At 67.5% G+C, this 12,938-nt stretch carries 13 protein-coding genes; 12 read left to right on the top strand and 1 reads right to left on the bottom strand.

Features of this window, described 5'->3' with window-relative positions; translation table 11 throughout:
- The first annotated feature begins 42 nt into the window (after nt 1-42).
- The 5 genes from WMF11_RS10965 (at nt 43) to WMF11_RS10985 (ending at nt 4,615) form a co-directional block, all read left to right on the top strand.
- Complete coding sequence (locus tag WMF11_RS10965) at nt 43-1,383, top strand: sigma 54-interacting transcriptional regulator (RefSeq protein ID WP_437977421.1); 1,341 nt, start codon at nt 43-45, stop codon at nt 1,381-1,383.
- 33 nt (nt 1,384-1,416) lie between these two features.
- Nucleotides 1,417-1,995, top strand: a complete 579-nt coding sequence (locus WMF11_RS10970; RefSeq protein WP_437908362.1) for a protein kinase domain-containing protein — start codon at nt 1,417-1,419, stop codon at nt 1,993-1,995.
- Between the two features lie 67 nt (nt 1,996-2,062).
- On the top strand, nt 2,063-2,248 hold the full coding sequence (locus WMF11_RS10975) for a hypothetical protein (protein WP_437908363.1): 186 nt from the start codon (nt 2,063-2,065) through the stop codon (nt 2,246-2,248).
- Between the two features lie 302 nt (nt 2,249-2,550).
- Nucleotides 2,551-2,688: a hypothetical protein gene (locus WMF11_RS10980; RefSeq protein WP_437977422.1), complete on the top strand. Its 138-nt coding sequence runs from the start codon at nt 2,551-2,553 to the stop codon at nt 2,686-2,688.
- 364 nt (nt 2,689-3,052) lie between these two features.
- Nucleotides 3,053-4,615 (top strand): RtcB family protein, encoded by a 1,563-nt coding sequence (locus WMF11_RS10985; protein ID WP_437977423.1) that lies wholly within the window; start codon nt 3,053-3,055, stop codon nt 4,613-4,615.
- Between the two features lie 160 nt (nt 4,616-4,775).
- On the opposite strand, the gene WMF11_RS10990 is transcribed toward WMF11_RS10985, so the two are convergent.
- On the bottom strand, nt 4,776-6,152 hold the full coding sequence (locus tag WMF11_RS10990) for a porin (protein WP_437977424.1): 1,377 nt from the start codon (nt 6,150-6,152) through the stop codon (nt 4,776-4,778).
- A gap of 607 nt (nt 6,153-6,759) precedes the next feature.
- On the opposite strand from WMF11_RS10990, the gene WMF11_RS10995 reads away from it, so the two are divergent.
- The 7 genes from WMF11_RS10995 (at nt 6,760) to WMF11_RS11025 (ending at nt 12,933) form a co-directional block, all read left to right on the top strand.
- Complete coding sequence (locus tag WMF11_RS10995; RefSeq protein WP_437977425.1) at nt 6,760-7,659, top strand: NAD(P)-dependent oxidoreductase; 900 nt, start codon at nt 6,760-6,762, stop codon at nt 7,657-7,659.
- Entirely contained in the window at nt 7,656-8,942 is a 1,287-nt protein-coding gene (locus tag WMF11_RS11000; RefSeq protein ID WP_437977426.1) for an ABC transporter substrate-binding protein, read from the top strand. The genes WMF11_RS10995 and WMF11_RS11000 overlap by 4 nt, the downstream gene beginning before the upstream one ends.
- A 3-nt stretch (nt 8,943-8,945) precedes the next feature.
- Entirely contained in the window at nt 8,946-9,851 is a 906-nt protein-coding gene (locus WMF11_RS11005) for a branched-chain amino acid ABC transporter permease (protein WP_437977427.1), read from the top strand.
- Nucleotides 9,852-9,923: 72 nt separating this feature from the next.
- Entirely contained in the window at nt 9,924-10,901 is a 978-nt protein-coding gene (locus WMF11_RS11010; protein WP_437908369.1) for a branched-chain amino acid ABC transporter permease, read from the top strand.
- Complete coding sequence (locus WMF11_RS11015; protein WP_437551686.1) at nt 10,888-11,637, top strand: ABC transporter ATP-binding protein; 750 nt, start codon at nt 10,888-10,890, stop codon at nt 11,635-11,637. The genes WMF11_RS11010 and WMF11_RS11015 overlap by 14 nt, the downstream gene beginning before the upstream one ends.
- Entirely contained in the window at nt 11,630-12,319 is a 690-nt protein-coding gene (locus WMF11_RS11020) for an ABC transporter ATP-binding protein (RefSeq protein ID WP_437551688.1), read from the top strand. Before WMF11_RS11015 ends, WMF11_RS11020 begins: the two co-directional genes overlap by 8 nt.
- Nucleotides 12,316-12,933 carry an ATP-binding cassette domain-containing protein gene (locus tag WMF11_RS11025; protein WP_437551690.1) on the top strand — a complete coding sequence of 206 codons (618 nt, stop codon included), beginning with the start codon at nt 12,316-12,318 and terminating at the stop codon, nt 12,931-12,933. The genes WMF11_RS11020 and WMF11_RS11025 overlap by 4 nt, the downstream gene beginning before the upstream one ends.
- Nucleotides 12,934-12,938: the final 5 nt, after the last annotated feature.

Genomic DNA, 12,938 nt, shown 5'->3' on the forward strand with positions numbered 1-12,938 from the left:
CCTGAACAACGAACGCTATCCGCCACGGGCGGACAGCGGTATGTGGACAAATCAGGCAACGGCAGCTTCTTGTTTCTGATCGAGGACAGCCATCGGCCGCTCGCGTCGTCGGCGCGCATCGCCCTCGATGACGTGGAGGAGGTCGTTATCGGCCGCGGCAATGCCCGGAGGCTGGAGGTCGCGGACGGCGGCTCACGCCGGCGCGTCGAGATCCGCCTCGACGACCCATGGCTCTCGTCGAGGCACGCGCGGATCATGCGGGTGCTCGGCCGGTGGTGCTTCGGGGATTGCGGCTCCAAGAACGGCAGCATCCTCAATGGGGCCCCGAGGAAGCACGCCGAGCTCGCGGAGGGCGACGTGCTCGAGCTGGGCCGCACCTTCTTCCTCTACCGCGCGGCGATTCCTCGCGGCGCCGAGCAGGTCACTCTGCTGGAAGCGTCGAGCCTCGCGGCGCACGTCCCTGGGCTGCTCTCCCTCATCCCGTCGCAGCTCGAGATGTTCGAGCAGCTCAGGGTGGTGGCGGCCTCCACCATCCCCGTGCTGATCCAGGGCGAAACGGGCACCGGCAAGGAGGTCATGGCGCGCGCCATCCATTCGCTCTCGGGCAGGCCGGGCGCGTTCGTGGCGATCAACTGCGGCGCGCTGCCGCGGGATCTCGTCGAGGGCGAGCTCTTCGGGCACAGGAAGGGCGCCTTCTCCGGGGCCACCGAGGATCGCCCCGGGCTCGTGCGCAGCGCCGATCGCGGGACGCTCTTCCTCGACGAGATCGGCGACCTGCCCTTGTCCGCCCAGGTGGCCTTGCTCCGCGTGCTCCAGGAGCGGGAGGTTCGCCCCGTGGGCGGCACGCGCTCGATCCCCGTGGACCTTCGCGTCGTTGCGGCCACACACCGGCCGATCGAGCGGATGGCGGCGTCGGGCGACTTCCGCTCCGACCTGCTCGCGCGGCTCTCCGGTCACGCCGTCGAGCTCTCGCCACTCCGGGCTCGCCGGGAGGACCTCGGCCTCATCCTCGGCACGATCCTCCGGCGCGTCGGTGGAGAGCGCGCCGAGCACATCCAGCTGCACCCTCGCGCGGCGCGCGCCCTCGTCACGTACGGCTGGCCGCTCAACGTGCGCGAGCTCGAGCAGTGCATCACGACCGCGGTGGTGCTGGCGCAGCGGGGCACGATCGAGCTCGATCACCTGAACAGCGCGCTGAGGCGCAACGGCGCCGATGCCACGGACCAGGGAGACGATCCTACCCGGCCCGAGGAGCTCACGACGCTCCTGCGCGTGCACGGCGGCAACATCGCTGGCGTGGCGCCCGCCACGGGCAAAGCCAGGATGCAGATCCATCGCTGGTTGAAGCGCTACGAGATCGACGCCGATGACTTCCGCCAGTGAGGTGCTGCGCCACGCTCGTGGGATGAGGCGGGCATGACGCTGGAGACGGTCATCGCGGCTCGCTATCGCATCCTGCGTCGCCTGGGCGCGGGCGCGCCGGCCATCGACAAGATGCACCAGCTCGGCATCGTCCACCGCGACCTGAAGCCGAGCAACCTGTTTCTGGAGCAGCGAGAGCACGGCGCCCCGCGCCTCAAGATCCTCGATTTCGGTGTGGCGAAGGTGCTGCGCGAGGGCGCGACCCGCGGCTCGACCGGCGCGGCCGGGACGCCGATCTACATGGCGCCGGAGCAGTTCCAGAGCGGCAGGATCACACGTTCCGCCGATATCCACGCGCTCGGCATGATCGCGTTCACGCTGCTGGTCGGCAAACCCTACTGGGAGGACGAAGCGGGCATTGGCGACAGCCCCGTCGCGTTCGCGCTCGTCGCGCTGCAGGGCCCCAAGGAGCCTGCGCGCGAGCGCGCCGCGCGGTACGGCGTGACGTTGCCGCCCGCGTTCGACGCGTGGTTCGCCCGCGCGACGGCGCTCGCGCCGAGCCAGCGCTTCCCGACCGCGGGCGCCGCCGTGGAAGCGCTCGCTCCGCGCGCTGGAGAGCGCGGCGTATCTTGAGTCGACTTTCGCGCTGATCACCCATGAAGAGACCAAGCGGCATGTCTCCACGGCGAACGAGCGGCGCGTGCACCAACTGCTTGAGAGGCTGACGCCGGAGCGCCCGGAGCTCCATGTCGTGGTCGCGCAGACCCTGCTCGGGGTCGCTGCGACGCTGCCCGATGGCGCCACGCGCGCCGCGGTTCTCAAGAGAGCCGTGGGGCTCGTGGGCGCGGAGACCCGCACGGCACATGTTGCACCTGGGGGTGAGTGACCCTCATGGCGCTGGACAGCATGTGGACCTTGCGACGTAGAGCCGATCCATGAGACTTTCCGTGGGGGGAGGCTGCAGAAGGCGGAGACAGATCTGGTCCGGCGGCTTCGGTTGAGCGAACGACTGATGGTTCGGCAGGCGAAGACGGGTGAGATTCGGGATCGTGCGCCGAAGCCGAGAAGCGCTGCGGCTCGTTGCGTTTGCTATTATTGCCGCGCAGTCTTGTCGATGTCTCAGCCCCTCGCAAGGAGCACCGCTTTGACGCCTGCATCTTCGACGGTTGTGTGGCCGAAGAGGACGCCATGCTCCTGGAGGTCTTCCCCACCGAGCATGACTGGCTTGTCCGTGACGACCCTCCGTGCGCCTATCGCCGTCATTTCAACCAGCCGCGCGAGACATGGGTCGGGAACTACCGTCCCGCGGACGAGGGCCCCCGGTGACGCCGAGCGCCACCCGGGCCGGGAACTCGACGACCCCCTCGAGTCCCTCCGTCTGTGGTAGGCCGCGAAGAGGCGAAGGTCGAGGGGGCCGGGCCCCACCCGAGAGGCTGGGTGTGGCTCCCCAGATGTCTCAGTCGCCCGAGTTCTCTCCGGCTCGTAGAGGTGGGCGCCCTGCTGGCCCTTGCGGGCAGGCCGAGCCAGCCCGAGCCGCTTGACGACCGGCGCTCCTGGTTTATAGTGAGCCCCGCTGCTGCGGTGTGCGATCCCCTCGTTCGCGCACCGGGTCCAAATCGGGGGAGAGTGAGCCGCGGCCCCGTCGCGTGATCGCGCCGGCCGCGTGCGTCTTCGTGGATTGGACAGCAGCATGGTTGGCAAATTGCATCTCGATGCGGTGGTGCGTCGCCTGGATGGCGCGACGGCCCGCATCGACAATCCGTTCGGTATTCCGATCACCCTCGTGGCGAGGGAAGATGTCGTCGTCGAGGCCGACGGCATCGAGGAGCTCCTCCGGTTCGCCTCGCTTGAAGGCACGCTCCGCGATCTTCAGACCTGGGAAAAGGCCGGCAGGATTGCCCCGTTCTGGGGCGGCTCAGCCGGCGAGATCCGCTCCATCGTGCTCACGCCCGACTTTCACAAGGGCGCGGGCATCCCCGTGGGCACCGTCGTGGATGCCCGCGGGTTCGTGGTGCCGCAGGCCGTCGGCAACGACGTCTGTTGCGGCATGCGCCTGCTCGCGACGGACGTGGACCGGGACGAGCTCGCGCCGCACATCGGCGCCCTGAAGCAGCGGCTCCGCGCGATCTTCTTCCAGGGCCAGCGCGATATCCCCATGTCGCCGCGCCAGCGCGCGGCGATGCTCCGTGATGGCCTGTCCGGGCTGCACGAGACGGCGGCGGACAACGCCCGCACCGGCCTGTGGGCCCACTACGATCCTCGCGCCCAGCGCGCGGATCTCGATCGCGTGCACTTCCACGGCGGGCTCCCCGCGCGTGGGACGTTCGCGTTCGACGCGTACATCCAGGCGTCGGGCCGGGCGGACGGGCGTGACATCCAGATCGGCACGGTCGGCGGCGGCAACCATTTCGTCGAGATACAGGCCGTCGACGAGCTGGTCGACGGCGCGACGGCGCGCTCGTTCGGGCTCTCGAAGAACGCCGTCACGATCATGGCCCATGCGGGCTCCGTCGGGCTCGGACACGCGGTCGGCGGCTATTTCAACGAGCGCGCCCGCGCGCTGTACCCCGCGGGGGTGCCCCATCCGGCGCACGGCTTCTATGTGCTGCCGGCGGTGGGCCCCCACGCCCACGAGGCCTCCGTCTACCTCGACGCGATGCGGAACGCCGCGAACTTCGCGTTCGCGAACCGCCTCTTCTTGGGCCTTATGGTGGTGCGCGCGATGCGGGAGGTCCTGGGCCGCGAGGTCGCGAGCACGCTCGTGTACGATGCGCCGCACAACCTCATCTGGGAGCCCGACGGGGCCGAGCCGCGCTACCTGCACCGCAAGGGCGCGACGCCCGCCGGGGGACCCGACGGCGAGGGCGGAGCGTTCTCGTATACAGGTGACCCGGTGATCATCCCCGGCTCGATGGGCGACTCGAGCTGGGTGCTGGCGGGCGCAGGGCACGCGGGGCTGCTCGCGAGCGCGTGCCACGGCGCGGGCCGCAGCCTCACGCGCGGCCGCTCCGCGCACGCCGACGAGGACGTCTACCGGCGCGCGGTCGAGAAGCTGCACGTCGTGACGCCGCTCGACCCCGACGCGCCCCAGGTGCGGCGGCGGCGCGACATCCTCGCGAAGTACCACCAGCGGATGAAGGAGGAGGCGCCGTATGCCTACAAGCCCATCACGCCGGTGGTGCGCTCCGTCGAGGAGGCGGGGATCGCGCGGCGCGTGGCGCGACTCTGGCCGCTCGTCACGGTCAAGGGATAGGAGCACGACCCGGACGAGCGCTCCTCCCGCGAGCGGCCCTCGCGAGACGTTCGATCGCCTCGCCGAGATCCTCCCCGCGCTGGCTTCCGGTTGATGCGCTACGCCGAGCGCCTCATGAGGCCCCGCATGCTGGTGTGCGGAGGCGCGGCAATGCTTCCAGCTACCACTCTGCGAGCACGCCGGCGCTGACGACGTTGGCGTCCTGCGTCTCACCGCGATGCCAGGTGTGCTTCAGATTCATGCCGTCGATCGAGAACACCACAGGGGTCATATAGTAGGCGATCTTACCGCCGATGCCGCGCACCTCCTTGATCACGCTGATCTTGACCGGGTTCGATGCGGCCTTGTCCCAATCCGTCTCCGTCACGTTGGCGGAGCCATAGGAGACTGCGACCTCGAAATTACCCGCGCGGTAGTTCGCGGCTGCCAGGTAGCCGTGGTGCGTGCGCAGCTCACCGATGCTGTCGATGGCCGTGTTGCCGAGCGCCCACGCGGTGCCGAGGCCCTGGCCGAGCCAACCCGTGGCGCCGATACCGAAGCCGACATAGCGACCCCAAGCGCCGACGCCGACGCCCCAAACGTTGCGCACCGCGTCCGCCGGAATGCCGGGATCCTGCGTGGCGGGGTCGGACGGTGACGCCGTGGTGCGGCCGACCATCTGCGTCAAGCCGTTGACCCAGGCGTTGACCTCGTCCTTCACTACGGGCTTGTCGTTCAACACCTTGCGAAAGGTGAGCTCGCCCTCGAAGCGCGGCGCGACGGTGCGATTCCAGGAGCTGTCGATCATGGCCGGGTCGAGCGCCGCCAACGAGAGCTGCACGCCGGCGAGCTCCGGCGTGGCGTAGCCGAGCTGCGCGTGACGCGACGGAAACATCGAGCCCACGCCGGTGTGGCCGCAGGTGGCCGCCCCTGACGAGTCCACGTTGCACGGATGACCCACGCCGTGCTGGTGGATCAGAGCCCAGTTCATCCTCGTGCCGCCGCGATTGAACAAGCCGAGGCGGCGACCGCCCCACGCTGCGCCCCAGCTGCCGGACAGGTCCACATACTGCTCGCGGAAGTCCACCGAGGCCGCATCGTTGAACTGGCGCACGTTGTTGGTCTGGGCGTTCTGAATGCCGGCCCACAACGCCAGCTTGATGGTGAGCTTCACGTCCGGCGAAACTTGCTTGTAGACGTTGAACGCGAGGATCGTGCTGGCGAAGCCGCCACGGATGCGGAACGTATTCAGATCCGTGTCGGTGACGGTGTTGCCGACGGCGCCAGCGGGCGTCGGGTTGCCGCGGATGGCGATCTGCGGTCCTACCAAGATGTACCGATCGGTCGAGGCAGGGTCATCGGGGTCGACCTTGTTGCCCAGGTTGTCCGCGTTGATCGTCTCACCACCGATCCAGTTGAGGTAGGCGTCGACGCGGCCGTTGGTCGAGACCTCCCAGTCGTCCACCTTCTCCTTCTTGAGCAGGAAGATCTCGGCTCGCGCCGACGACGAGGACAGCAGTGCGGCCAGGGCGCCCGCGCAGACCACGAGGGCTCGCACGACTCTCATTGAACGAAGCACGTTTGCCGACCTCCTCTGCCTGGATCTCGAACGAAGGCCGGCCTGGACCGCAAGCCGGCGACACATGCAGCGATCAGAACGAATAGTCCAAGCGAACAAATTTTGAAATAGAAATTCTAAAAGTCCTACCGCACGGTGCTCGGAGCGACGGCGACGCGCTCGGCCAGTTCCCGGAGGCTCCCCTCGCCGTCGGCGTGAGCCTCGACGATTCGCTGGTGCAGGTCGCGGTCATAGGCGGGGCGAGCGCATCAAACCGTGCAAACATGCAGCGTCACTGCAGTCTGACCAGCGTGATCTGCGACAAAGATCAGTAGTATTGTCGGATAGTTAGAGGTCCTGATGCGCTCGTCCTGAGGCGGTAGGGCCCTGCGTGCCCCCCAAAGCACATCCTGTGTCACGAGCTCTGTGTGGCGAGCTCGGGCGTTCCAGGCTCGCCTGCGGGCCGCTCTGGAACCGAATTCTATCGGTTGACAAAATGGAACAAATATTCTACGAAGGGGGTTCCTGAGCCGGAGCTGCTGGCGAGAGCAAATCAGAGCGCGTGGAGGCGAAGATCCTGCGATCGGCGCCCTGGTAGGAGTCCATCATGGCAACGAAGATCGGGTTCATCGGCGTGGGTTTGATGGGGCACGGCATGGCCAAGAACCTCCTGGCCAAAGGCTTCCCCGTCACCGTGATGGCCCACAGGAATCGCAAGCCGATCGAGGACCTGCTCGCGCAAGGCGCGAGCGAAGCCAAGACGCCGCGCGCCATCGCCGAAGCCTCCGACGTCGTCATCCTGTGCGTGACCGGCGCCCCGCAAATCGAACAGGTCGTGTACGGAGACAACGGGATCCTGGGCGCCGTCAAGAAGGGCATGATCTTGCTCGACTGCTCCACGGGCGAGCCGGCCATGAGCGAGCGCGTCGCGAAGGACCTGGCGGCGCTCGGCGCGTCCTACGCCGACGCACCGCTGGCGCGCAGCCCCAAGGACGCCGAGGCGGGCAGGCTGAACACCATGGTCGGCGCCGACGAGCAGACGTTCGGTGAGGTGCGGCCGGTGCTGGAAGCGTTCTGTGAGAACGTCTTCTACATGGGCGGCGTCGGCGCCGGCGCCCGCACCAAGCTCATCTACAACCTCATCACGATGGGGCACGCGGCGCTGATCGCGGAGGCGCTGTGCGCGTGCGCGGCCACCGGCGTCGACCTCGGCAAGTTCGCCAAGGTGGTGGGCGGCGGCGGCGCCAACAGCGGCATCTTCCAGCTCATCGTGCCGAAGATCCTGGAGAGCGGAGACTTCAGCGGGCTCAACTTCACGCTCGCCAACGCCGCGAAAGATCTCCGTTACTACAACCGCATGGTGGCGGACGTGCCGCTCACGGCGCCGATGGGGCCGGCGGTGCTCAACTCGCTCGTGTCCGCGCTCAACTCCGGCTTCTCCGACGGGCTGGTCGGACACATGGTCGCCTCCCACTGCAAGCAAAACGGCGTCGAGCTCAGGAAATGACCTCTCGCATCCTGAACCTCGTGGGGGTGGGCGTGCTGTGCGCGCTCGCCGCAGCGTGCGACAAGAAGGCTGGCGCCGCGGGAGCTTCCTCGCAAGCGGAGTCAGGCAAGCCGCCGATCCTGATCGGCATCACGGCGGACGCCAGCGGCCAGTACGCGAACAGCGGCGATTCCGACAAGCGCGGCATCATCATGGCCATCGAAGAGGCCAACGCCAGGGGCGGCGTGCTCGGTCGCCCCGTGAAGTGGGTTCACATGGATACCGAGACGACGCCCGCCACGGGGTCGCGCGTCGCCGAGCGCATGATCAAGCAGGACAAGGTCGCCTTTCTCGTCGGCGGCGTCAGCTCCGGTGTGGCCAACGCCATATCCCAGGTGGCGCAGAAGTACGGTGTCATCTACCTCAACACCAACAGCAGCTCCGCCACGGAAGCCGGCGAGAACTGCCACCGCGTGAAGTTCGTGTGGGACGCCAACGGCAGCAACTTCACCCAGGCTTCCACCAAGGGCGCGATCGAGAAGTTCGGCAAGAAGTGGCTCTTGCTCACCAACGACTACGTGTGGGGTCACGACACCGCCAAGGCTACCAAGAAGGTGGTCATGGACAACGGCGGCGAGATCATCGACGAGATCCTGGTGCCGCAAGGCACGCGTGACTTCAGCGCCATCCTGCTCAAAGTGCAGCAGAAGGCACCGAGCGTTATCGCCGCCGCCGTCGGCGGCGACGACTTGAAGGCCCTGCGCGCGCAGGTCGCGCAGATAAAGCTGGGCGACAAGTACGCCTGGATCAACAACCAGCAAGACTGGCCGGACATCTACGGCTTGCCGCGCACGGACCTGTTCGGCGTGTTCGGCACGACCTGGTACCAGGGGCTCGACTTGCCTGGGGTCAAGGAGTTCAACGCCAGGTACGCGAAGGCCAACCCCGACTCCAAGATCAAGACGCCGGGCAACGTGTTCTACAACGGCTACTGGGCGACCCGCTCGCTGCTGGAGGCGGTCGAGCGCGCCAAGACCACCAAGAACCACGCGGTGATCAAGGAGCTGGAAGGCCTGAAAATTCCAGCCAAAGACCGCATGCAGCACCACGACGCCTACATGAACCCGGCGACGCACCAGCTGCAGCAGACCATCTACCTGGCCACCGCCGACCTCGAGTCGCAGAACCCCGACGAGCTGTTCAAGATCCTCAGCCACGCCGACCCCAGCCAGGTCGTCGACAGGGACGCGGACGCCAAGTGCAAGCTGGAGCCGATCGAGTCGACGCCCGTCTACGAGCCGTGAGCCGTGCTGCCCCACCTGATCAACGGCGTCTCGCTCGGCATTCTGTTCGGGCTGCTGGCGCTCGGCTTCATGCTCATCGTCGGCGTCATGGAGGTGATCAACCTGGCGCACGGCTCGCTGTTCGCGCTCGGCGCCTACCTGGCGGTGGAGATCATCAATCCCGGGTTCATGGGTGAGGCGGCCAGCACGTACCTGGAGCTGCCGCTGGCGCTCAGGTACGCGCTGGCGCTGATCGTGGCGCCCCTGGTGCTCGGGGTCGTGGGCATGGGCCTCGAGCGCTGCGTCCGCCGCACCTACGGCAAGAAGGCCGAGTACGGCCTCCTGCTCACCTTCGGCGCCTCCCTGGTGCTCGAAGAAGGCATTCGCATCGCGTGGGGCCCGGGCGAGAAGAACCTGCCGGTGCCGGAGGCCGTGAACGGCGCGTTCATGGCCGGTGACCTCCTCTATTCCAAGTACCGGTTCTTCGCCGCTCTTCTGGGCATCGTGCTGATGGCGCTGGTGTGGCTCTTCCTGGAGAAGACGCCCTACGGAGCCCGCGTGAAGGCCGGCGCGCACGACGCCGAGATGGTGCGCGCGCTCGGGATCAACATCGGTCGGCTGCGGCTGTTCGTGTTCGCCATCGGCGCCGGCCTGGCGGCGCTGGCCGGCATCATCCTGACGCCGATCTGGGGCCTGCGCCCGCACGTGGGCGTCGACGCGGTGATTCCGTCGTTTCTCATCATCGTGCTGGGCGGGGTCGGCAGCTTCTGGGGCGCCGTGCTCGCCGGGATGCTCGTCGGCATCACGGTCGGCATCACCGGTGGATACGCCGCCGAGTGGTCGGTCATGTCCATGTACCTCTTGCTCATCCTGGTGCTCAGCGTCCGCGCGCGCGGGCTGATGGGTAAGAAGAGCGCGCTCGAGGCCTGATCGATGTCGCTTTACACACCCATCACCGCCAGAGACAGTCAGGCTCGCGGCCAAGCCTGGGTCACGAGGCCCATGCTGATCACGCTGGCCTTGATGGCGAGCTTCCCGCTCTGGGCCGAGCACGTCGGGCTCTATCAGTACCTCGGCATCGAGGTCGCGATCTGGACGCTGTACGCGCTCGGCTACAACTTGCTCATGGGCTACACGGGCCTGCCCGCGTTCGGCCAGGGCGCGTTCCTGGGCGTCGGCGCCTACGTCTACGGCCTGTGTTACCTGAACTGGTCGCAAAATCCGCTGTTTTGCCTGGCGCTCGGCGCGGTCGCGGGCGGCGTCGGTGCCGCGCTGGTCGGGGCGCTCGTGGCGCACCGGCGCGGCATCTACTTTGCCCTCCTCACGATCGCCTGCGGGCAGGTGTTCTGGTTCGTGGCCATGAAGGCGCACTCGATCACGGGCGGGGAAGACGGCTTGCTCAACGTTCGCCGGCCGGCGCTGGCTGGGCTCGATCTGGGGGACAACGTCACGCTCTACTACGTGGTGCTCGCCATCCTGGCGCTCGCGATCGTGGCGCTGTGGCGCCTGGTGCACTCGCCGTTCGGCAAGGCGCTGCAAGCCATCCGCATGAACGAGTCTCGCGCGCGCTTCGTCGGTTACAACGTGTGGCTCACGAAGTGGGCCGTGATAGCGCTGTCCGGCGTGTTCGCTGGGCTGGCCGGCGGGCTCCTGGCCGTGTCACAAGAGAGCGCCTATCCGGACGTGATGAGCGTGCACAGCTCCGGCTTCATCGTCATGGCGGTGCTGATCGGCGGCGGCACCGTGAGCTTCTGGGGGCCGGTGCTGGGCGCGCTGGTGTTCATCGTCGCGCGCGACCTGCTCGGCGCCGCGACCGAGACCTGGCTGCTCTGGTACGGCCTGCTCTTCATGGCGGTGGTGCTGTTCCAGCCCGAAGGCATCGCCGGCGCGTTTCAACATCACCGCGCCAAGCTCTTGGGCCGATCTCGCGCGGCCGGACCCGAGCAGCTGCCCACGGAGGCGGAGAATGGCTCTGTTTGAGGCCATCCACCTGAGCAAGCGCTTCGGCGATCGGGTGGTCCTGGAGGACATCACGCTGTCGTTCGAAGAGGGCCAGCTGTCGGGCATCATGGGCCCGAACGGCGCCGGCAAGTCGACCTGCTTCAACGTGCTCACCGGTCACTTTCCGCCGGATCGCGGGCAGGTGCTGCTGGATGGACAGGACATCACCGGCCTGTCGCCGCGGCAGATCGCGCAGAGGGGTGTGGCGCGCTCGTTCCAGATCATGAGCTTGTTCGACGGGTTCACGGTGCTGGAGAACGTGCTGTTCGCCGTGCCGGAGATGCGCCGCTCCGGCATGAACCCGTTCAAGAGCGTCGCCGCCGACTCCGCCGCCATGGACAAGGCGATCCGCATCGTCGAGCAGGTGGGGCTCGGCCAGCACCTGGACAGCAGATCGATCAACCTGTCCTACGGCCAGCGCCGCGCGCTCGAGATCGCCGTGGCGCTCGCGGCGGAGCCGCGCGTGCTCTTCTTGGACGAGCCCACGCAAGGCATGGGCGCCGAAGGGCGCGACCGGCTGCTGGAGCTGATCCTCACGCTCAAGCGCCGCTTCACCATCGTCATGATCGAGCACGACATGGACTTCTTGTTCCGCCTGGCCGATCGCGTGTCGGTGATCCACTGGGGCCAGGTGATCGCGCAGGGCACGCCGGACGAGCTGCGCTCGGATCCCTGGGTGCGCCGAGCGAAGCTGGGAGCGCCGGCCGATGCTTGAGATCCGGGGGATCGAGACCTTCTACGGCGAGACGCAGGCGCTGTTCGGCGTCGATCTGAGCGTCGGCAAGGGCGAGGCCGTGGCACTCCTGGGACCGAACGGAGCGGGCAAGACGACCGTCTTGCGCTCCATCCTCGGTCTCACGCCGGCTCGCCGTGGGGCCATCCGCTTCCGCGGCAGCGAGATCACGCGCGCGGCCACGAGCGACATCGCCTGCGCCGGCATCGGCTGGGTGCCGGATGATCGCCGCATCTTCCCCGCGCTCAAGGTGAGGACAAACCTTCAGCTGGGCAAGAAGAAGACGGCGTTCCGCAGCTGGAGCGAGAAGGACGTGTTCGGCCTGTTCCCCGCGCTGGAGTACCTTCTCGATCGCGACAGCGAGAACCTCTCCGGCGGCGAGATGCAGATGGTCGCCATCGGCCGGGCGCTGCTGGGCGGTCCCGGCCTGGTGCTGCTGGACGAGCCGTCGCAAGGCCTCGCGCCCAAGCTGGTGCAGGACGTCATGAAGACCATCGCGCGCCTGCGTGACGAGGGCATCAGCGTGCTGGTGGTGGAACAAAACGTGCGCAGCGTGCTGGCGGTGTGCGATCGCGCGTACGTCATCCGCAGCGGCCGGGTCGTGCACCACGGGCCGGCCAGGGCGTTGCTGCAGGACGAACACCTGCTGGGAGAGCTGTCATGACGGCGCCGATCCTCGAGGTGCGGAACCTGAAGAAGACGTACTCGCGCGGCCTGTTCACCAGGAAGCAGACGTTCAGCCTCAGCGCCTCGTTCACCATCGAAGGGCCGGAGATCATAGGCGTGATGGGGCCGAACGGCGCCGGCAAGACGACCTTGTTCGAGATGCTGTCGGGCAGCAACGTGCCGACCAGCGGGCAGATCCTGTGCGGCGGGCGCGACATTCAATCAGTGAAGTACCGCGAGCGTGACCGCATGGTGATTCACTATCACCAGTCGTATCAGGTGCGCTCGGTCAAGAAGACCAAGCCCAATTTCATGCTGCAGCCGGCGGGGTCCGACTACCCGCTGGTGCACATCTTCGACGAGCCGCAGTTCAGCACGCAAGACGGTTACATCGGCTTCATGCTGAGCTTCTTCAAGCAGCTCCGCGCGAGCGGCCGCGTGGTCATGCTGTGCGTTCACCCCTACGAGCCGTTTCACATCGACATCATGCGTGACCACTGCGAGCGCTTCCTGTTCGTGGCCGGTGGTCAGGTCGCGGAGCTGCCGACGTACGGCAGGCTGCTGGACCATACGGGCGTGCGCGACTACCTGGGCGCGCTCGCAGATTGCTGAGCAAC

It is taken from the genome of Sorangium sp. So ce295, from assembly GCF_051527405.1.
Lineage (GTDB): Bacteria > Myxococcota_A > Polyangia > Polyangiales > Polyangiaceae > Sorangium > Sorangium cellulosum_B.